Genomic DNA, 20,490 nt, shown 5'->3' with positions numbered 1-20,490 from the left:
CCAACACTGGCTTAGCTGATAGAGCACTTCCCGCGCCCATGGTCTTCGCCTCGCCTCGCGCCTACATGCTGCTGTCCACGGCAGCAGCGGTCGCGACGATCGTGCTGAAAACGCTGGCCTGGCGCCTGACCGGGTCGGTGGGCCTGCTCTCCGATGCCATGGAGTCGGGCGTGAACCTGGTCGCAGCCCTTGGCGCGATCTGGGCGCTCACCCTCGCGGCGAAACCTGCCGATCGCAGTCACCCCTACGGCCACTTCAAGGCCGAATACTTCTCCAGCGGCCTGGAAAGTGTGCTGATCGTGGTGGCAGCCCTCGCCATCATGCACACAGCCATCGGCCGCTTGCATCAGCCCCAACCGCTCGAGCAGCTGGGCATCGGCCTGGTCATTTCCCTGCTGGCAACCGCGCTGAATGGTCTGGTGGCCTGGGTGCTGTTGAAAGCCTCGCGCCGCTTTGATTCGATCACCCTGCGCGCCGATGCCCACCATCTGCTCACCGACGTCTGGACCTCCCTCGGTGTGGTTCTGGGCATCGGCCTGGTGAAGCTCACCGGCCTGACGATTCTCGACCCCCTGATTGCGATCGCCGTGGCGCTGAACATCGTCGTCACTGGCTGGAAGCTGTTTCACGAAACCGCCTCCGGCCTGCTGGATCGCTCCCTGTCCGATCCAGAGCAACAGGTTCTCGAAGATCTGCTGGCCAGCTGTGAAACAGACGAGATCCAATTCCATGCGCTGCGCACCCGCGTGGCTGGTTCCCGTCGCTTCGTGTCGTTCCACGTGCTCGTGCCTGGTCGATGGAGCGTGCAAGCAGGCCACGACCTCTGTGAGCAGCTGGAGCAAAAGGTGGCATCAGCCTTAACCCGCACCCATGTGTTCACTCATCTCGAGCCGATCGAAGATCCGAAAGCCTGGGAAGATCAAGGCTTCCGCTGGGAGCAGGGCTAAGGCACCGCAAGCAAAGCTCTGAAGAACAGACCGCTGAGCACGTAGATCGTCATGCCGGTGAGCACCGCCACCAGAGCGATCAGGAAGCCAGGCATGGCCCCAATTCCAGCCGGTGGCTGCAGGCCCGCGAAGCGGTAGTTGAAGCGCAGCGGCCATGCATAAGCCCCAGGGAAAGGCTGCCCGTGCAAACTCCAGCGATGGCAAGCAAGGTATTGCTGGTTGTGGCGGCGTTGACGGCTCTTGCCTGGCCGGCTGGTGTTGCTGGTCAGGGCGTTACGGCCATGGTGCTCTCCATTGGCGATGGCGACACCATCCGCGTCCGCCAGGCCGGCAAAGCCCTGACAGTGAGGCTGGCCTGCATTGACGCCCCGGAAACGGCACAAGGCACGTATGGCCAGCAGGCCCGCAGCTACCTGCAGCAGCGGCTCCCTGTCGGACGGGAGATCGGGCTCGAGGTCAAAACCACCGATCGCTATGGCCGCTCGGTGGCGGAGGTGATCTCAGAGATCAACATCAACCTGGCGATGGTGGAAGACGGCCAGGCCTTCGCCTACCGCCAGTACCTCAGTGGGTGTAACGCCCAGGAGTATCTGGACGCCGAATACCGTGCCAGCCGGCGCCGATATGGGGTCTGGCAAGTGGAGGGCGGCATCACCCGACCCTGGGACTTCCGCCGCGGACGCCGCTAGCGCTGCAGCGAGATCAGCGCTCCTATGCCAAAGCCCAGGAGCGGCGGCGCCAGGGGCACAGCTATCTCGATGGCAATGGCGATGGAGAAGCCTGCGAATCCCTGCGCTGACAATCACCTTTGCAATATCGCGAAGCTGCGCTGATGGTTGCCACTGAAACCAGTAGAAGCAAAAGCTTGGCTATTGATTTAGTGAATTGACACAGCATGTGGGTTTGTTATGTTCTGGGTACCACGCAAGTATCAAATGATTACCGGTTCAGAACTGCTCGCCAAGGTCAAGGAGCTGGGCGATGTCTCCAAGTCAGATCTCGTGCGTGAGTGCGGCTATGTGAGCACCAAGAAAGACGGCGGCGAGCGCCTCAACTTCACCGCCTTCTATGAGGCCCTACTCAGCGCTAAGGGGGTAAACCTTGGTGCCGATACCGCCGGCCGTGGCAAGGGTGGCCGCAGCCTCAGCTTCGTGACCAAGATCCAGTTCAACGGCAATCTCATGGTGGGCAAGGCCTACACCGCCCTGCTCGACCTCAAGCCAGGCGATGAGTTCGAGATCAAGCTGGGTCGTAAGCAGATCAAGCTCATCCCTTTGGGCAGCACAGAAGAGGAGTGAGCAGCGCCTCCGCTGCCTCGATGCGGATGGCGCTGCCGCGGGCCAGCTCACCTCACCAGGAGTAGAACGGCCGTACTGCTGCCGCTCGCTTGATGTTGGCCGACCTGCCCATTGGCGAGCCTGTGCCCTTCTGCCCGGGCTCGTTGGGTGAGGGCTTGGATCTCCAGGCCGCCCTGATTCCCAACCCGGTCTGCACCTTCTACATGCGGGCCAGCGGCAATGGCATGCGCCAGCACGGGATCAACGACGGCGACCTGGTGGTGATCGACCGCAGTGTGGAACCCTGCTCCGGCCATGTCGTCGTCGTTGCCCACCAGGGCAGCTTCCTGCTGCGGCCGCTGCTGCGCCAGGGGGAGCAGTGGTTACTTGAGCCGGTGCGGCCAGGAGAGGCAGCAATTCCTTTGGACCTGGAGGTCTTTGATCGCTCAGGGCTATTTGGCGTGGTGGTGCATGCGGTGCATCACCTGGGGTGAGCAGCCCTATGGAGAAGGGGAAATCACCCTGCCGGTATCCCTGTTGATGGGCGAGACCAGCAGCTTGTCGACCCGCTTGCCATCCATATCCACCACCTCGAAGCGGTAGCCCTGCCACTCGAAGTGATCGGCTTCGCGGGGGATGCGCTCGAGCACATGCATCACAAACCCGGCCAGGGTGTGATAGCGGCCCTTCTGATCAATGCGGAAGATGTCCTGGTCGATCAGCTCAGCAAAAGCGTCGAGATCCAGGCCGCCGTCGACAAGCAACGATCCGTCTTCGCGGGTCACCACCATGGGTCCGTCTTTATCTTCAACCAAGGGCAGGTCGCCAACGATGCCCTCCATTAGGTCATTGAGAGTGACAAGACCCTCGATCCCGCCGAACTCATCGGTGACCAGGGCGATGTGAATACCAGTGCGCTTGAATTGCTCGAGGACCGATAGAGCCCGGGTGCTTTCGGCCATGAACAGTGGCGGCTGCATCAGTTGTTCGAGGTTGATCGACTGGCCGGTGATCTTTGCTGACAACAGGTTGCGGACCCGCACCACCCCCAAGCAGTCATCGAGGGTGCCCCTGGCCACCGGAAAACGGGAATGGGTGCTCTCGAGGATTTCCTGCAGGCTCGTTTCCAGCGACTCCTCGACATTCAGCCAGCAGATGTCAGTGCGAGGGGTCATCAACGTCTTGATGGTGCGATCACCAAGGCGCAGCACGCGCTGAACCATGTCGTGCTCGACCTCTTCGAAGACGCCCGAATCAGCACCCTGACGAATCATCGCCTTGATCTCGTCCTCGGTGATGTCAGGTTCGCTGGTGGTGGAAACCCCCAGCAGCTTCATCAAAGCTTCGGTCGAATTGCTGAGCAGATGAACAACCGGACCGCTAACCCGTGACAGCCAGCGCATGCTGGGTGCCACGGCGCAGGCCAGACGCTCTGGATTGGCCAGGGCCAGGCGCTTGGGCACCAGCTCGCCGATTACAACCGATAGGTAGGTGATCACGGCCACCACCAGCGCAAAGCTCAGCCCTTCGCTGTAGGGCGCCAGCACAGGCAGGCGATCCAGCAGGGAATCGAGCTGGCGAGTAACGGTGGCACCACCGACCGCACCGGTGAGGATGCCGATCAGGGTGATGCCGATCTGAACCGTGGACAGGAACTGATTCGGAGACTCGGCCAGTCTCAGCGCCACCCGGGCTGAGCGGTCTCCCTTCTCGGAGAGTTGTTCCAGCCTATAACGGCGTGCCGAAATGATTGCGATTTCAGCGCCGGAGAACAGACCGTTGGCCACGATCAACAGCAGGATGATCAGGATGTCCTGCGCCAAGAAGGGGATCGGTCCGGAAGATTCCCCAAATTAAGACCGTTTCCAGCTTGGATGCCAGCGATGCAACACCACCCCAAGCCAGGCCTTGAGGCCCAACGGCATCACGGTCACCTCCAATCCGGATCCAGCGAAGCTGCAGAGCCTGGGTGTGACCAGCTGGCCCACCTAGACCTACGACGAACAGGAAACCTGCCTGCTGCTGGAGGGGAATGTCACCGTCACCCCCGATGGTGGGGGGCCGGTGCGATTCGAGGCCGGTGATCTGGTGGTGTTTGATGCCGGGCTGAGCTGCACCTGGGAGGTGCATGCCCCAGTGCGCAAGCACTACCGCTTTGGTTGAGAGGACGCGGCAGAGTGGCCCCTGCCTCGCAAGCGCAAATGATTGAGGCAATCCGGGTGGTGCTCAACCTTGAGGCTCGTGGCGGGGCCCAAGCCGAGCTAGCAAGCGCCGGTGGTGTTCAACATCGGCCGGACTGAACTGGCTGCGGCCCTTGTGCGGCCAGCGCCGACATCGCCGCCCGCACAAGGGCCGAGAGCGTGAAGGTGCTCGCTCAGGAGACCGCGGCCCAACGCTCCAGCGCCCGCACCCTCACGGCGGTGAGCGGCGAGCTGCAGGTGCTGCTGCCGATCTAGAAGCTAGTGGACCTTGAGGCGCTCAAGGGGCGGCTGGAGGGGCTGGGCGCCTGATCAGTCGCTCTCGCTGTTTTCGCTCAAGCGGATGTGAAGCCCGCTGAGCTTCCCCCTAAGCCAGCGATTGAACAGCTCGTCGGTGAGTTGGCGTTTCAGCCGTTCATCCAGGTTGGCAGGAATCATGCGCTCCAGCCGGAACACCATCCATTGCTCCCCGACTGCCAGAGGGCCGTGGAGTTCGAGGGGAGACGCCGACTGCAGCACCTCCTGCAGCTCTTTGGGAAGCCAGCTGCGGCGAACAGGCGCAGCTGGGGCCTTCACCTTGTACTCGCCGTTCAAAGTGACCTGTGCTGCCAGGGCCTCGAAGCTTGTGGTTCCTGAATGCAGCTGCTGCCCGAGGTTCTGGGCCGTCTCGAAGCTGGGGCTGACGAGGTAGGAGAGCTCCACCCGTTCAAAGCTGTCGGAGCGAGTTTCGAACTCGCGCTGCACATCCGGTTCGGCAATCAATTGCTTCAGCTTGCTGACTTTCAGACCGAAATACAACCGGCTCCTGAAGCCCTGGTAATCGATCTGCTCCTGTTGCAGCCAGACCCGCAAAGCTTCCTCTTCTGAGAGATTTTTTTTCTCTCGGAACTCGAGGATGCGCTGGTCTAGTTCTACAGGATCGACTTCGAGGTCGTTTCGGGCAGCCACTTCCTGCATCAGGATCCGCTGGGAGGCGATGTCCTGAATGAAGGGGCGCAGCTTTCCGAACAACTGAAGCTGACCGAAGACTTCCTGCCAGGGAATCGCCTTGCCATCGATGAGAATCTGAACATCCGGATTCCCGGTAGTGGATGTTGCGTTCACTGCGGTGGCGGTCATGGGCGTTGGGGGGGGAAGTTAAGTGCTCGGGCGATCAGCTGGATGTTGTTTGGATCTGGAAGATGTCGAAGGAGGTCGCGCCGTTGATGGAGAACAGGCCGAATTCGCCATCGGTGAGGAGGGCGTTGTAGGACCTGCTCAGAAGCTGCTGTCCGTTCAGGGACACCGCGATCGTGCTGCCCTGCAGCGTGACTCCAAGGGAGAGGTCGGTGCCCGACTTGATCAGGGCGCTGTTGATCGTGGCATCGATCACGGTCCCGCTGTTTGTGACGTGTCCGATCAGCAGTTTGCCGGTCTTGGCATCAATGGTCACAAACTTGTAATCCGTTGCGCTGTAGTAGTCGAACACGAAACCGCCTTGGCCGGTTGTGCTCAGCTTGGAGGTGAGCTGTAGCGTGGAGCTGGAGGCCACCTCCATGTTCACCAGATCCATGGTGGGGGTGCTGCCTGACGTCACCACGTAGCGGCCGGTCTGGGTGCTGAGGTTGCCCTGCAGCGGTGCCTGGAATTGGTCGGCTGGCGGGGCAGTACTGAAGTCGAGAGCCTTGTCGTAACTGAAGGTCGGCGCGATGCGCTGGAGCCGCAGATTGTCGATGCTGGACTTGGCGTTGCGGGCACCAAGACCCAGCATCCCCTCGTTGATGCGGTGCTGGGTGCCGCTGGCATCGATGCGGGCGGCGAAGGTGAAACTGAGAGTGGTGGCATTGTTGACCGTGAGGGTCACCACGGAGCCGTTAACGGCCAGGAAAAGGTTGTAGTCGATTCCCGACTTCAGGGAACTGGTGAAGGCGGCCTGCTTGTCGACAATCCAGCCGCTGGCGGTGCGCCGTCCGATCTCCAGTTTGTTGGTGGAGACATTGATCCCGGCGAACTTGAAGTCGGTAGAGCTGTAGTAATCGAAGATCAAGTAGCCGTTGGCGTTGGTGCCGCCGGTGGGCTTGACCGCATTGATGGTGGCCAGCACCTCGAAGTAGCTCGGAATGTAAACGTCTGGGTTGTAGACACTGAGGGCATCCGCTCCGGCTGATGCGGGGGCCACTTGATAACTGCCACCGCTGACCGTCCAGGTTCCAGCATCAACGAACATCCCCTGGGCCGTTCCGTCGTTGAAGTCCGCACTGCGGAGCACATCGCGCTTGCCACCGGGGATGTTGCCGGCCTGGGGGTCGGCGGGGGCGCCAGTCTGATCCCGCCAGGCGAAGTCTTTCTGCAGTACCAGGCCCAGTTCACCGAACGGCTCTCCGTTCCGGGAGGGGTTGGGGTCGTTGTTGGTGGGTGTGGGCGGGGTGGGGCCCACCGCATCGCGATAGCGGCTGGGATCGGCACCGTCGCCAGCCGATAGAGCGTAGAGGAACTCCGGCAGGGTGGGTTGCAGGGTCCGGCTCACGGTGGCCATGCCGAAGGGGGCGAAGGGAACGAGGTAGGAGTTGTATTCACCCACCCAGTCGATCAGCCGATCACCACCGGTGTTGGCGATCAACAGATCACGTCCAGCGCCGCCGTAGGCCCGATCCTCATAAGTGGGATGGGTATCGGGGGTGTCATTGCGGTTGCCATTGGTGCTCTGGTTGTCATCGACGTTGAGGAGATCGTTACCCCAGCCGCCGTAGAGGTTGTCGCGGCCCGTGCCGCCCACCAGCCAGTCGTTGCCGAGATCGCCGAAGATCGCGTCATTGCCGTCGTCGTTGACGGCTAGATAGGACTCGGTCTGCTGGCCAGTGGCCTTGGGCACGGTGCCGCCGGCGCGGAAGAGGCCTTCTGTGGAGTCGAAGTTGAGCAGGAACTCGTAGGCAGTGCCCTGGGCAGCAGACTTCCGAAGGTTGCCCTGGCCATCCAGCAGAACCTTGCGCAGTGGGTCGTACTCGTCGTAGAGGTCGAATTCGCCGGCACGGAAGCGATTGTTGAGGTGACGACCATCGGCATCCTCCCTAAAGAAGGAGAGCACATCACCGGGATTGGGATTGGTCACGCTGGCGCCTGGGTTCAGAGTCAGCGTGAAAGCGTTGTAGCCGAGATCCTGAAGAGTCCCCTGCAGCGTGCCATCCAGGTTGTAGAGGGGCACGTAGGCATGCTCCAGTGCTTCGGCGCCGGAGATGGCATCGTCACCGGATCCGCCATGCAGGAAGTCGCTGTCGAGGCCGCCGAAGATGATGTCATCGGCGAAGGGGGTGTTGATCTCGTTGTCGGGGAACTCGTCGTCGGTGGCGGCCCAGTAGGGATCGAAGCTGAACGGTGTGAGTTCGGCCGTCTTCTTGAGCTGTCCGCCCACGTTGATAGTGGCGAGCTGGATCGTGCCCGGTGTGGAGATCACCTCGTTTAGCACGTTGCCATTGGAGTACTTGGTGTTGGGATCCGTGGTCAGCAAGGCTGCGATGCCATAGAGGCCCTCACCAACCGTGCTGTTGTTGCGGCTGGTGAATAGCAGGCCGTCATCGCCGAGCACACCATCCTGGCCCGTGCCGCCTGAGATCCAGTCGTTGCCGTAGCCGCCGATCAGGTCGTCATCGTCGGATTCACCGAACAGCACATCACTGCCAGTCATGCCGTAGATGAAGTCGTCGCCCGATTCGCCGTGGATCAGGTCACCGGCACCGTTGTCGGCGTTGGCGGCACCGTTCGCGTAGGAACCACCCTGGCGGTCGGCTCCTCCGAGGGTGTAATCCAACTGCTGCATCGCCCGCACCACGATGCGATTGGTGCCGCGGTTCTCGAAGCTGGAGTTCAGGTCGTAGTTGAAGCTCAGGAAGGTGTCCTTCGCGTCGGTGGGATTGGTCCCACTGGCACCGCCCTTCACTAGGCGGAAGATGTTGCCGTTGTCGCCCAAGATGAAGTCGGAGTCGCGGGAGTGGCGATCCTCCAGAGCAATGCGGGGATCATCCCCGGTGGGCAGGGCGCCCGTTCCCACGGCCGTGCCGGTGTCGGTATCCGTGCTGCCCACGAAGTCGTTGCGGGTCAGACGCACAGGGTTGCCGGCACCGCCGAAGATGATGTCGGCGCCATCGGGGCGTAGTTGTTCGGCGTCTAGTCCGAACAGGGACGAGCTGCCGCCGATGATGTCGTCCTGACCGAGGCCTCCGTAGATCAGGTCACTGCCGCCATTGCCCTCGATGTAGTCGTCACCGTCGCTGGCTAGTTCGGGGATATTGAGGTAGAGGGTCTGATCTGTATTCCCCACGACCACGGAATCGGTGACCGTGAGGGTGTGGGTGATGGAATTGGCGTCGAGATCATCGGCTCCGATGAAGCCATCGCCCGCGATCAGGTCGTTGCCGAGCTGGCCGAACATCAGGTCTTTGTCAGCACCACCGGCGATCACATCGGCGCCGAAGCGGCCCAGGGGATTGAGTTCCACCGCATCGGAATGATCGAGCAGGCGGATGTCCCGACCCACAACGTCGTTGGGATCGCTCTGGTAGCTAGTGCCCACGTTGGTGGTGATCGTGGGAGTCACGCTGGCGCCATCACCAGAGGTGTTGTAGATCGGACCAGCCGCGTTGTTTAGAGCCCGGAAGCGTGGGCTGAGGTCGTCGCCACGGCGCCAGATCGTGGCGTTGTCTCCAGCCATGGCATCGTTGCCGCTGCCGCCATCCATCAGATCGTTGACAGGAGGATTCAGTTCGGCCGTGATCTGTGGAGACGTCAATTCATCAAAGCCGCCGGAGACGTTGTGACCGCCGATCATGTCGTCGTCACCCGAGCCTCCGAAGATGCGGTCGTCGCCCTGCTGGCCCAGCAGGATGTCGCTTCCCTCCTCGCCGAACAGCTGATCTCCTTCGCCGCCTGCTGTGTCACCAGTGTCGATGGAGAAGAAGTTGCGGGATGGGAAGGCCGGCAGAACGCTGAACTGGGGATAGATCCGCCCGTGATCCCCGAAGATCAGGTCGTTGTTGGTGGCAGGTCCTGATCCATCGGTGTCATCCCCGTAGATGAGATCAGCGCCGGTGCCGCCGAACAGCCAGTCGCTGCCGGCATCCCCTTCGATCGTGTCGCGATCGCCGATGGCAGGCCCTTCCGTCGTCACCAGATCCAGGGTGGTGATGTTGGTATTCACGCTGCTGAAGCCTGCCACCAGGCCTGGATTGGCAAGGCCTGCTTCCGGCACCTTCGCCAGATCTCCATCGGAGAGCCATTGCCAGGATCCGTTGTCCCCCAGGATCGTGTCGTTGCCATCGAAGCTGCCGATGGTGATGGCGTCGCCATAGAGGCTGTCTCGATCGACACCGCCTGCGATCCGATCACCCGCCGCGTTGCCCTCGATCGTGTCTTGGCCGCCGGTGGCGGCAAGGGAATCGGTGGTGCGGATGAGGGCAACCGAGCCACCCCAGAGACGCAGTTCATCACCGCTGGCGGAAGCGCCTGCGGACATGGCCGCCAGATCGATCACACCGTTGTCCCCGAGGAGGGTGTCAGAGCCGTCCTGATCGGCGGCGGCGGCGATGTCGTCATCGCCATAGATCGCGTCGCCGCCCGTGCCGCCCATGGCCAGATCAGCTCCGGCATTGCCGGAGATCAGGTCGGCGCCACCTAGCCCGTCTGGGGTCTCGTCGGTGTGGGAGCGGACGCGATCGAGGCTGTTGCGATTGGGCGTGCCTTCCAGGCCAAACTCCACCAAACCGCTGTCCCCAAGTATCACATCGATGCCATCGAGATTGGGCTTGGCGGTATCGGCGTCGCCGTAGAGCTTGTCCATGTCGCCGTTGTTGACGCCACCGATGATCAGATCATTGCCGGCGTTGCCCTCAATCGTGTCGGCGCCACCCGTGGTTTCAATGATGTCGGTGCTGGCGATGCGATCAATGGCCGAGGGTGCGGCCATGCCCACCACCTGAACCAGAAGTCGGCCACTGGTGCCGGCCAGGAAGATCTCGGCGTTGTCGCCCAGCAGCACATCATCTCCATCGGCAACCCCGTGGCTGGCCGTGGCGTCATCGCCATAGAGGGTGTCCCCTTTGGAACCGCCGATGATCACATCATTTCCCTCATCACCGGTCAGGATGTCGATGCCACCGTCGTCCAGTGCGGTGGAGCGGATGATGTCGAGGGAGGCGGGATCTGGAGCGGAAGCATCATTGAAGATCACTTCACCGTTATCACCCAACAGGATGTCGGACCCATCTTCACCATGGCCCTCGTCATTGCCGAAGCCGCCGATGGCGACATCTGAGCCCGTGCCGCCCCAGATCCGATCGTCGCCGCCTGTGGATGTGAACAGGCTGTAGATCTTCTGGATCGATGGCAACGCTGAATTGTCAGTGCGATCGATGCGGACATTGTCTCCAGCGATCACATCATTGCCAGAATTGCCGTAGAGGAGATCGCCACCGGTTGGGGTGTTGTCGTCGCCACCGGAGCCTCCCACGATGATGTCATCGCCAAAGCCACCCAGGATGAAATCTTCTCCTCCATAGGTTGGATCAGTTGAGAAGAGGTCGTTTTCGTCGGCGGAATTGTCGAGGAAGGCGGCCACGCCGTGGTCGCCGAAGAGAATATCTCCTCCATCGCTGTTGTTGTCACCGCCGCCATAGATGAAATCATCACCGATTCCACCAAATGCGATGTCACTGCCGGCATCTCCATAGATCTGATCATCACCGCCAAATGATGGATCGCGGGTCTCCACGCGGTTGACCACGCCCAAGGCGAGCGTGACGGTGCCGTTGTCCCCCACCAGCAGGTCGTTGCCCAGGTTGCCGACGAGCAAGTCGGAGTCATCACCACCAAGGAGGATGTCGTCGCCGCCATAACCGTAGATCTGATCGGCGCCACCGGAGCCAACGATTGCGCTATGCAGGGCTTCGAGCTTGGTGGCAGAGAGGCTGCCCTGATCCCCCACCACGATGTCGTCGTCTGCTCCACCTGCTTCATCTCCGTAGAGCTTGTCGCCGGCACCACCACCGAAGATCCAGTCCTTACCACTACCGCCATAGATGATGTCGATACCGGCGCCCCCTTCGGCATAGGTTTGAACGGTGGCGGCGGAGCTCGCGTCACCGGCCGTGCCGATCTTGGCGTTATCACCGGCAATGATGTCATCGCCATCCTGGGCATAGATGAGATCAGCTCCATCCAGGCCGGTGAAGAGGGGTTCTGCACTGAACGGTGAGGAGCCACCGATCACCCGATCATTGCCTGCTCCGGAAAAGATCGTGTCAGCATTCGCGCCGCCTTCGACGTAATCATTGCCATTCCCCAGGCCAAAGCCATCATCCGTTATCGGAAGGCCATCCCTATCGGCATAGATCGTATCCATACCGCTGTATCCAGCCGGTGCCGATCCAGCGACGCGGGGATCAACGTCACCGAAGATCACATCATTGCCGATGCCCGTGACGATGAAGTCGTCACCGAAGCCGCCGATGGCGGTGTCGTTGCCGTAATCATCCCGGAGGGTGTCATTCTCCGTGCCGCCATCAAGCAGGTCGTCGCCATCGAGGTTTGTGGCGAAACTATCGGCTTCACCAAAGAGCAGATCATTGCCCGCTTCGCCGTAGATCTTGTCACTGCCTTCGTTGCCCTCCAGCAGATCGGGATCGTTGCCGCCATACAGCTCGTCGTCGCCCTGGCCGCCGGAGAGCTGATCGGGGCCGCTCTCGCCATAGAGCTTGTCATTACCCCATTCACCGAAGAGGTTGTCTTCGCCGCCGCCGCCGCGGAGCGTGTCGCCAAGGCTGCTCAGGAGAACGAGAGTCTCGGGTGCCACAGGGTCACCCTGGAGGTCAAGAACAAAGGGCTGAATGTTATCGCCATTATCCCCAAAGAGATTGTCATTCCCCTCTCCGCCAGAGAGATCATCGATGCCGGCATTGCCAAAGATCTGGTCATCACCAGCGTCGCCACGGATGGTGTCATTCCCAAAACCACCGATGAGGATGTCTTCCTCGTCACCACCTTCAATCAGATCGTTGCCCTGTCCACCCACGATGTTGTCTTTGCCAGCCCCGCCACTCAGATCCCCCGCAACCCAGACGGAGTGGTCAAAGAGAATCTGATCGTCTTCTGCTCCACCATCGCCGCGGATCAAGGTGGCGTTATCGAGGAAGAGTTGCCACTGGCCGAAGCCGATCAGCAGTACAGAGCGTTTGTCTTCCTCTGTAGTGCAGATCGTGCCGTTGCGGTTGAAATCTTCCAGCAAACGAGCTTCGTCGGTGTCGATCTTGTTGTCACTGTTGAGATCGATCAGCACATCAAGGGTGTTGCCACCGGCCACCCAGGCGCCCACATCATCACTGTCGATGTCCCCATCGCCATCGCTGTCAATGATGCCCGCATCAAGGGCGCGAAGATCTGTATCGGGATCGTCATCTGTGAGACGTTCACCGAACACTTCCACCGTTTCGGCGATGTCCGTGGCGCCCGGTTGGCGCTGGCCGGCTTCGGGTCCGATGTTCAGGATGATCGTGGCTTGAGTTAAGGGATCTTCCCAACGACCGGGCTGGGGGATCGGCAGCGGCGGGCAGCTGACGGAGAAGTCCAGCAGGGTCACATTCAGCAGATCCAGGCTTTCCTCGAAGAGGGTGACGAAGCCGAAAGGGGTATCAAACCCCAGCTTCACGAAGGCCCGCAGGAATGCCTCGAGCTTGCCGGAGAGTTCAAAGATGCATTCGATTCCCTGCTCCAGCCGTTGGCCCAGTTCGTCGATGTAAAACTTGCCGTCTTCGTTCACGTCATGCCAATCGGCGGTGATCGAGGCGCTGATACCACCTTCTACGCCCGCTGAAGCCACGACCACATTCAGCTCGGCTCCGGCTCCGAATTCAAGATCCAGGCCCAGCTCACGGGCTTCGGTGGTTTCGCCATCATCAAGAATTCCATTGTTGTCGTCATCGGCCCAGTCGCGCAAGTAGAAGCCTTGGTAGAAATCTGCGAAGCTCTTCTGAATACCGCGGGTATCGAAGCCGATGGCGAAGTCGGTGGCGAACTCAAAGTTGCCAAAGATGGAAACAAAGAGGGGAACGGGAGGAAGAATGGGGCCAAAGAGCTGCTTGTAATTGAACTCAGCCACGAAATCGGGCAGATCCCACACCACAAGGTCGCGGGTCTGGCCCAGCAGCAGGCCAGCCAGGGTGCCGAAGGGCTGATCGATGATCGGAAAGAAGAACTGGCCATTGGTTACACCCGTTGATGAGGTGCTGGTCTTTCCGGCTTTCAGGGCAGTGATGCCTTCCGTGACGCCACCAAGCTGGCTGAGAATGGCGGCGGCGTCTGCACTTAGGGCGGTAGGATTATCAAATGATTTGATCGCGGAGCGGGAGCTCGCCTTGGTGACGTCAACATCAGGCAGGGAAAGATCGCCAAATTCGATGTAGCCAGATCCGAGGCCGCTGGCAATGCCTGTGATCGTTGTGATGATATCAACAATATTATCGAGCGTTTCAATATACTTGGCGACATCATCGAAGCCTGAACCCAGCAGCCCAACCAGATCCAGGAAGGTAACTGGATCCTGGCCAAGCAGTTCGGCCAGTTCTGAGATCACTGGAATCTCAGCATTTACCACATCAAAGATGGCCTGAAGCGGTTGGAGATAGTCTTCAAAAACTGCGATGACAGGAGCAACATTGTCGCGGAAGAAGTCACCCAGATCGAGGCGAACGTTGGCAAATCTCACCTCAGGTAAATTGGCAGGATTGCTGGGGTTGTCGAGACTGAAGTTCCAGTCGATATCCAGCAAGGCTTCCAGATCGGGCAGGGCCTGCTGTCCGGCCAGGGCCGCTTCGAAGAAAAGATCGAGATCGGCTTTGGCTGTAAAATCGAAGTTGGGAGCGAAATTCTCCAGATCGTTGAAGGTGAGCTTGCCGGTCCCAAAGCTGAGCGCCGCAGCACCAAAGATGCCTACGCCGCCGGTGATCTCTCCATTGCTATCGGAGTCGCCCAATTCGGCGACGCTAATGTTGTCGATTACGCCATCACGGTTGTAATCGATCCTGTCGGCGACTTCATCGAGGGTGTCATCGGCATCACCGTCGTGATTCATGTCCTCCACAGGCGCTACCGTGGCGGATAGATCCAGGAACCAGAGTTTCAGATCCAGGCTGCTGCTTTCATCGAGGTAAGCGTCTACCAGCAACTCGCCGCCGGTGCGATCGAGGTCGACGTAGAAGCCCTGGCTGCGGGTCAGGCCAAAGGCCAGACCAAGGGAGGGAGTGATGCTCAGATTGAGAAGGGCATCGGAGTCCAGCTCCAGGCCCATGCCCTCGAAACCGAAATCCAGGGGGACCTCGATGGTTTTGTTGAAACCGATCTCCAGGTCGAAATCAAAGCCTGCGTCGGCGTCATTCAGCAGGTTGCCCGCGCCCGTGAAGGTGAGGGGGATGTCTTCCCAATCCAAGACAGAGGTATTCACCCCGTCGGTGGCGGCATTGAGGAAAAGGATGTTCAGGGGTGTGAACGAGGGCAGTAGATCCTCAGGAGTCCCTGTTGTGGCTCCAGGTCCGAGGGTGTCGAAGAGGAACTTCTTCAGAAGGGCCAAGACGTTATCTGCTGTCAGGCCGACCACACCCAAGGTGTTGTTGATCCAGGTTTCAAACTCCGTGATGAAGCCATTCACATCCCCCAGCACATCACCAACGCTGGAGAGGTCATCGCCGATCCCTGGAATCTGAGAGATCAGATCACTCTTGAGCCCGCTCTCAAGGGCCCCCAGCAGAGTCTTGAGCCCGGCCAAGATGTTGGCGAGATTGAGTTCGGTCAGACCGTTGACAATCTCATCAATGAGCCCCTGGGGTAGGTCAGAGATCGTGAAGTCGAAGTCGGTGAAATTGTTGAGGGTTGCCTGGGCAAAGATGTCAAAGGTGGTTCCGTTCACGTCTACCGGCAGGTAGACCAGCAGAGCGGCCTCCAGCCTGGGGTCGATCGCGGCGGCGATCTCTGGGAAGTAGACCCTGCCATCGCCCGGGGTCGGATCGTTAAGACCTAGGGCCAGAATCGCCCCGGTGCCCACTGGATCGCCATAGGTGTCCGCATCGACGTCCGCGCCGCCGACGGCGTTATCAGCCCCCAGATCAATCGTGTTGTTGAGCTTGATGAAACCGTCGGTGATCCCAAGGGTCAGGCCACCAATCGTGGCATCAGCCGTGATTGCCAGATCGAGGCTGGCCGACAGGGCCACCTCCGAATCTGCGGCCAGATAGGGATCCAGATAGTTGAGCGAGCTGTCGTCGAGATCGATGCCAAAGCCGAAGCGGAAGTCGGCCAGCAGATTGATCTGTCCCGCAATCGCCCCATTGAAATTGAGGGGAACAAAATCAGGCAGCCCAGTGTCAAGATCTACTTCGACCACCACATCCTCGGTAATGCTCCGGGCCACATGGAGGTCGATCTGCAGGGCCTTGCCTCCTTCGGGCAGCGAGAAGGTGAGGGCCCCCAGGGGGAAGGCTTCGAACACCTTGCTGCGCACGCCGCTGATCACATCGCTGAGGAACGTTTTCAGTTCCGAGATCGCTATGTCGAAGATCGGGTCTGCGGCGTTGACCAGCATCTTGAGGGCGCTCTGAATCCCGCTGATGGCGTCCGCCAGATCACTCACGGCCCGCAGGGCCGCGAACACGTTCTGATCCGTGATGGCTGCCCCTAGCCGCACCGAGACGCTGCCGAGGGCTGCCAAGGCCGAGTCGAGGTCGTCCTGAGCTGCATCCCGGGGGACACTGAGGGGACCCAGATCTCCGCTGGGCAAAGATGGAACATTGGTGATCAGCAAATCGGCCGCAGCCTGGGCCTCGCTGATGGCGGTGAGGATGGCGGCATTGGCTGGATCGGAGAGATCGAGCAGCTCCAGCCCCAAGGCCTTCATCAGCACCTGCACGATCCGATCACCGGAGGGCAGGAGATCTGAAACCTGACGGAAGAAGGAGCGGCTTGCCAGGGCCGGCACTCCAGACGTGACGGGTACCGAGAAGTAATCGACCACGGCCTGGGCAGCAGGCACCTCGTCGTCGATCACCTGAACCACCTCCCTCAGGGAGCGGAAGGCTGCGGCCAGGGCGAGTATTTTTGGGGAGCCTCCATCGAAGAGGAGATTCAGATCCGCGGGCACGGCCTGAATGGCGCCATCGAGGTGCTCGAGGGCGTGGAAAAGCAGTTCCTGGCGCTCGCTGCCAAGGGCCACCAGAGCAGCTCCGAGGGGTTGGCCATTGACGCTGCCTCCCGCCTGCAGGCCGTTGATCGTGGCTTCCAGCAGGGCGCTCAGGTCGTCCTGCATCGTGCTGAAGTCACCCACGATCGTGTCGATCTTGTCGCTGATGAAGGAGACCAGATCGCCGATCGATTGATCAAGCAACGGCAACTGGGTGCTGATCAGTGGCAGGTCCTTGAACTTCTCGACAATGTCGGCGACCAGGGCCAGCAGTTGGGGGATCGAAAGGTTCTCGAAGCTCTCGAGGATGGCTGAGAAGTTGGGCAGGGATCCCGCATCGATGTCAACGTCGGGAACGATCAAGGGGACAAGGCTGGAGATGCTCTCAACCTTCAGCTTCACGGAGATGGCGGCCAGCTCTCCTCCCAGATCGATGCCGTAGGTGTCGGCGCAATCAAAGGACAGGCCCAGATCGAAGGAACCCAGTTCGTCGCCGACGGCCAGCGGGGTGAAGGCACCGCTCAGGTTCGCTCCGCCTGCGTAGGTACCGAATCCCAGTGCTAGGGAGGCAGCCGGATCAACGCTCAATTCCGGCAGATAGATGCTTCCACTGCCATCGGGGTCGAGCAGGGCGCCGCGGATGGCCAGCTGGATCGGAGCGGAGGTTCCACCCGTGACGCCCACTTCCAGAATGCCAAGGGATGCACCGAGGTGCAGGTCGGTGGCGCTCAACTCAAAGCCGGCGGCAATGCTCGAGCCTGCCCCGGTGCCGCTGTCGTAGGGCTTTAAGAACAGGCGCGAGATGATCGTGCTGCCGTCGAGGCGCCCGTTGTCATCGACATCCGCCACGCCGATGCCGAAACCAAGGTCGAGGGCGGCGGCGGAACCCGGTGCGAAGGCCACCTTGAAGGTGTTGGTCGTGGAGGGGGTGTGGGTCGTGTCCCTGAGGATCAGCCCGTCCTGGGTGAAGTTGATCTCGACGGCCAACCTGCCTGCCGTCTGGCTGGTGAGTGCGGCGATCAGATCAGCCACGGTGGCCGTAGGTGCCAGAACATCCGGAACATCGAGATCCACCGCGCCTGTGGTGCCGTTGGCGAACTGGAAGTTGAGATCAGGGCTGACACCTGTGTTGGTGCGAATCCCGAGGCCGCCGTTAAGGTCGGTGATCTTGGTGCTGAGGCTCAGGGGCGTCAGGTCGAAGGCCGCCGCCAGCTTGAGCCTTGCAGCCGCATCAACCGAGGCCGTGCCGCCGCCAGCGAGGGAGAGGGTCGCCAGACCGCCCAGATCGATGTCCTTCGTGAAGTTCAGCTCAACATCAGCCTGGGTCTGGCCGAAGAGTTCAAGGTCAAAGCCAATGGTCTTAAGAAGCGGGTCGTAGGTGATCGAGAAACCAGCCGGCAGGTAGGGATTGATCAGAGCTTCGAGATCCTGGAAGGTGACGAAGTCGTAGAAGGGAAGGGCGCTCTGGCTGTCAGCAAAGCCGAAGGCCGCCTGGGCCACAGCGTTGACGTTCGAGAATTTCAGGCTCTCGATGCCATCGCCTGTCGTGCGGATAGCCAGACGACCGTTGTCGAGACTGGCTTCCAGTCCGGCAGGCAATTGGGCTTGCACAGCAGCAACCAGACCGGCCAGTGATGTGCCCGCGTACACGGTGATGAGCCCGGACGCCACTCCATCAACGACAACCTGGAAGGTGGCGTTCGAGCTCAGGGCGCTCGCCAGAAATTCCGTGCCGCCCTGGAGGCCCAGATCAAACAATTGCTTGGTCAGATCCTGGAGCTGGGCGGCAAAATCGAGGATGTCAGCAATCTGATCTTCGACGAAGGGGATGCCTCCCGGAAGATTGAAGGAGGAGGCCAGCGCCTGCAGATTGTTGCCCAGCTCGCTCAAGGCACTGACAACATCACCAGGGGTGATGTTGGAGAAATTCTTCAGAGACTGGTTACTGACGGTGACGTCGATGTCGTACTCGCTGAAGGCATCACCTGTAAGCGCCACACCTATTTGACCTGAACCAACACTTTCGCCGCCAAGGCTTGCAGAAACATTCAATGTGGCGTTGAAGCTTGCGGTCGGCGTGACGGTGACGAGACTGGAGATGGCGCTACCGAGAATGTCGTTCGCCGTGAGAGTGGGGTCCGCGAAGGAGAAGGCGATGTTGGCGTTGAGATCAAAGCTCCCGTCAACGACCTTCACCCCGCCGAGCATTCCAAGCTCGACGTCGAAGTCGAAGGTTTCGCCGGGAGTTTTGTTGGCGAACGGCGTCTCCACGCTCACGTTCAGAGAGGCTCCCGTGAAGTCAACGAAGAAGGCCTCTCCCGGTGCCTTGGTGGGGTCCAGGTCGAAGCCGATCACAAACCCATCAGTCCCGCCCATGGCGATGGTCGGGGTGAAGTCGAGTAGGCCTCCAGCGCCCAGATCAAGTCCCAGGGTCTCTGCTTCTGCTCCCAGACTTGCTTGAATATCCTCCTTGGTTGCCGAGAAACTCAGGCCTTGAACCCTGATCCGCACGACTCCGGCGGTGGATTCGTCGATCAGTTGGATCGGATCAGGGAGGAGAGCGTTCAGGCCGGCGACCAGGGCCGCCGAATCCGCTGGATCGTACGCGGCCAGATAGGTCTTGATCGGTTGCAGCAGCTCGTCATTGAGCCGTTGGCCGAGATTGAGAACCGAGCTGATCGATTTACCCACAATCGGTAAATCTGTCGTCAGCGCCTCGAGTTGACTGATGCTGTTGGCGAATTGCTCCAGGGTATTCAGCCCGGAAGCGATCCCGGCCTCCACCTGTGGGCTCAAGGTCTCGGCCAGCACAGATTGGTAGGTCGCCAGCAGGGAATCGCTGAAGGCCAGCCCCGATTCGATCGCACCCGTTGTGCGCTCCAGGTCCCAATCACCACCCAGCAACGCCGAGCCAGTGGGATCGTCCGAGGCGGCCACATCGGCGCCGGTAAGAGCGCTCAGCTGCTGGAGGAAGGACTGGCCAGCGGGGCCAGCCGCAAGGTCACAGCCGTAGACCATGAGGTCGCCACCGCTGGCCAGAGCCGTGCCCCACTGCTGCAGATCGGTGGCGTAGCGGGCCAGGTTGGCGGAATTGAGTTGTGTGGAGCCCAGCTGGAGCGACCCCTCGCTGCCGTGGGAAACGATATGGAGGGCATCCAGGGTGCTGTAGCCGGCCAGCAATTCGTTGATCTGCTCGACCCCGTCGCGCGCGCCATCGAGCACCGCCACCGCCACGCCGGCCTTGACCCCGGCCCTCAGTTCTTCCAGAGCGTCGACCCCGGCATCCAGGATCAGCAGTTCCCGCACCACGGGTGGCTGGGGGGCGGAGCTAGCAACGCCCGTGATCAGATCAAGTGCAGGTGCTCCGGCCTCGGCCCATGGTCGGCTCTCCCAGCTGCTTGTCCAGCTGGTGGCCAGGGAGATGATCTCGCTCCCCTCTCCAGGTGGGTCAAGGGTTCCGAGGAGCCCCTCGACATTGAAATCCCCAAGCCACTGACTCTGATCATCCGAACCGAGGAGGGGAACATCACAGCCGGGGATGCCTGTCCCCGAGGGGTAGAGCTCCTCGACCCAAGTATTGGTGACGCCCCAGCCGGTAGTCGTGGGGTTGTACTGGGTTGAGAGGTCCATGGGTCCAGGAAAAAACCGCTAATGGCAGCTTTGCCAATGAACTCCTGGCCGTACGAGCATGCCCCTGAATTACAGCAGTAGAGCAGCAGATCGTCGTCGTTCGTGAGCGAGCTGCCCCATAGCTGGATCGTCGAGTCATATCCGCCCCTCGCTGCCGTGGGATACGAGGTGAAAGGCCTCCAGGTTGCTGCAGCCGGCAAGTAATTCTCGTTCTGCTGGACCCTTCTCGCCCGGCATCGAGGCCGGTA

General features: G+C 60.7%; 8 protein-coding genes and 1 pseudogene. 6 read left to right on the top strand and 3 right to left on the bottom strand.

Going from position 1 to position 20,490, the window contains the following annotated elements; genetic code table 11:
- The first annotated feature begins 38 nt into the window (after positions 1 to 38).
- The 5 genes from C7K55_RS06190 to C7K55_RS06170 all read left to right on the top strand — a co-directional run bounded on the left by C7K55_RS06190 (position 39) and on the right by C7K55_RS06170 (position 2,718).
- Positions 39 to 947 carry a cation diffusion facilitator family transporter gene (locus tag C7K55_RS06190; RefSeq protein ID WP_106502532.1) on the top strand — a complete coding sequence of 303 codons (909 nt, stop codon included), beginning with the start codon at positions 39 to 41 and terminating at the stop codon, positions 945 to 947.
- Positions 948 to 1,129: 182 nt separating this feature from the next.
- The gene (locus tag C7K55_RS06180) at positions 1,130 to 1,636 is read left to right on the top strand and encodes a thermonuclease family protein (RefSeq protein WP_241518219.1); all 507 of its coding nucleotides are present in this window, start codon (positions 1,130 to 1,132) and stop codon (positions 1,634 to 1,636) included.
- Entirely contained in the window at positions 1,549 to 1,746 is a 198-nt protein-coding gene (locus C7K55_RS14195) for an excalibur calcium-binding domain-containing protein (protein ID WP_338152865.1), read from the top strand. The genes C7K55_RS06180 and C7K55_RS14195 overlap by 88 nt, the downstream gene beginning before the upstream one ends.
- A gap of 136 nt (positions 1,747 to 1,882) precedes the next feature.
- A complete protein-coding gene (locus C7K55_RS06175; RefSeq protein WP_106502579.1) occupies positions 1,883 to 2,245 on the top strand; it encodes an AbrB family transcriptional regulator in 363 nt (120 codons plus the stop codon).
- 92 nt (positions 2,246 to 2,337) lie between these two features.
- Positions 2,338 to 2,718 (top strand): LexA family protein, encoded by a 381-nt coding sequence (locus C7K55_RS06170; RefSeq protein ID WP_106502529.1) that lies wholly within the window; start codon positions 2,338 to 2,340, stop codon positions 2,716 to 2,718.
- Positions 2,719 to 2,724: 6 nt separating this feature from the next.
- Here the strand turns inward: C7K55_RS06170 and C7K55_RS06165 are convergent, their stop codons facing one another.
- On the bottom strand, positions 2,725 to 4,047 hold the full coding sequence (locus C7K55_RS06165) for a hemolysin family protein (RefSeq protein WP_241518218.1): 1,323 nt from the start codon (positions 4,045 to 4,047) through the stop codon (positions 2,725 to 2,727).
- A 133-nt stretch (positions 4,048 to 4,180) separates the two neighbouring features.
- On the opposite strand from C7K55_RS06165, the pseudogene C7K55_RS06160 reads away from it, so the two are divergent.
- Positions 4,181 to 4,387, top strand: a pseudogene (locus C7K55_RS06160) (cupin domain-containing protein).
- A 347-nt stretch (positions 4,388 to 4,734) separates the two neighbouring features.
- Here the strand turns inward: C7K55_RS06160 and C7K55_RS06155 are convergent.
- Both C7K55_RS06155 and C7K55_RS06150 read right to left on the bottom strand, forming a co-directional pair.
- A complete protein-coding gene (locus C7K55_RS06155) occupies positions 4,735 to 5,541 on the bottom strand; it encodes a peptidyl-prolyl cis-trans isomerase (protein WP_106502526.1) in 807 nt (268 codons plus the stop codon).
- Between the two features lie 34 nt (positions 5,542 to 5,575).
- Positions 5,576 to 20,242, bottom strand: a complete 14,667-nt coding sequence (locus C7K55_RS06150; RefSeq protein ID WP_106502525.1) for a DUF4347 domain-containing protein — start codon at positions 20,240 to 20,242, stop codon at positions 5,576 to 5,578.
- Positions 20,243 to 20,490: the final 248 nt, after the last annotated feature.

Origin of the sequence: Cyanobium usitatum str. Tous, assembly GCF_003011885.1 — a bacterium.
Taxonomy (GTDB): Bacteria; Cyanobacteriota; Cyanobacteriia; order PCC-6307; family Cyanobiaceae; genus Cyanobium_A; species Cyanobium_A usitatum.
This window is presented reverse-complemented; position numbering and strand designations above follow the sequence as displayed.

Bases quoted from the DNA above. Each gene is read 5' to 3' on its own strand.
- C7K55_RS06190 (WP_106502532.1), top strand. From the start codon at position 39: ATGGTCTTCGCCTCGCCTCGCGCCTACATGCTGCTGTCCACGGCAGCA.
- C7K55_RS06175 (WP_106502579.1), top strand. From the start codon at position 1,883: ATGATTACCGGTTCAGAACTGCTCGCCAAGGTCAAGGAGCTGGGCGAT.
- C7K55_RS06170 (WP_106502529.1), top strand. From the start codon at position 2,338: ATGTTGGCCGACCTGCCCATTGGCGAGCCTGTGCCCTTCTGCCCGGGC.
- C7K55_RS06155 (WP_106502526.1), bottom strand. From the start codon at position 5,541: ATGACCGCCACCGCAGTGAACGCAACATCCACTACCGGGAATCCGGAT.
- C7K55_RS06150 (WP_106502525.1), bottom strand. From the start codon at position 20,242: ATGGACCTCTCAACCCAGTACAACCCCACGACTACCGGCTGGGGCGTC.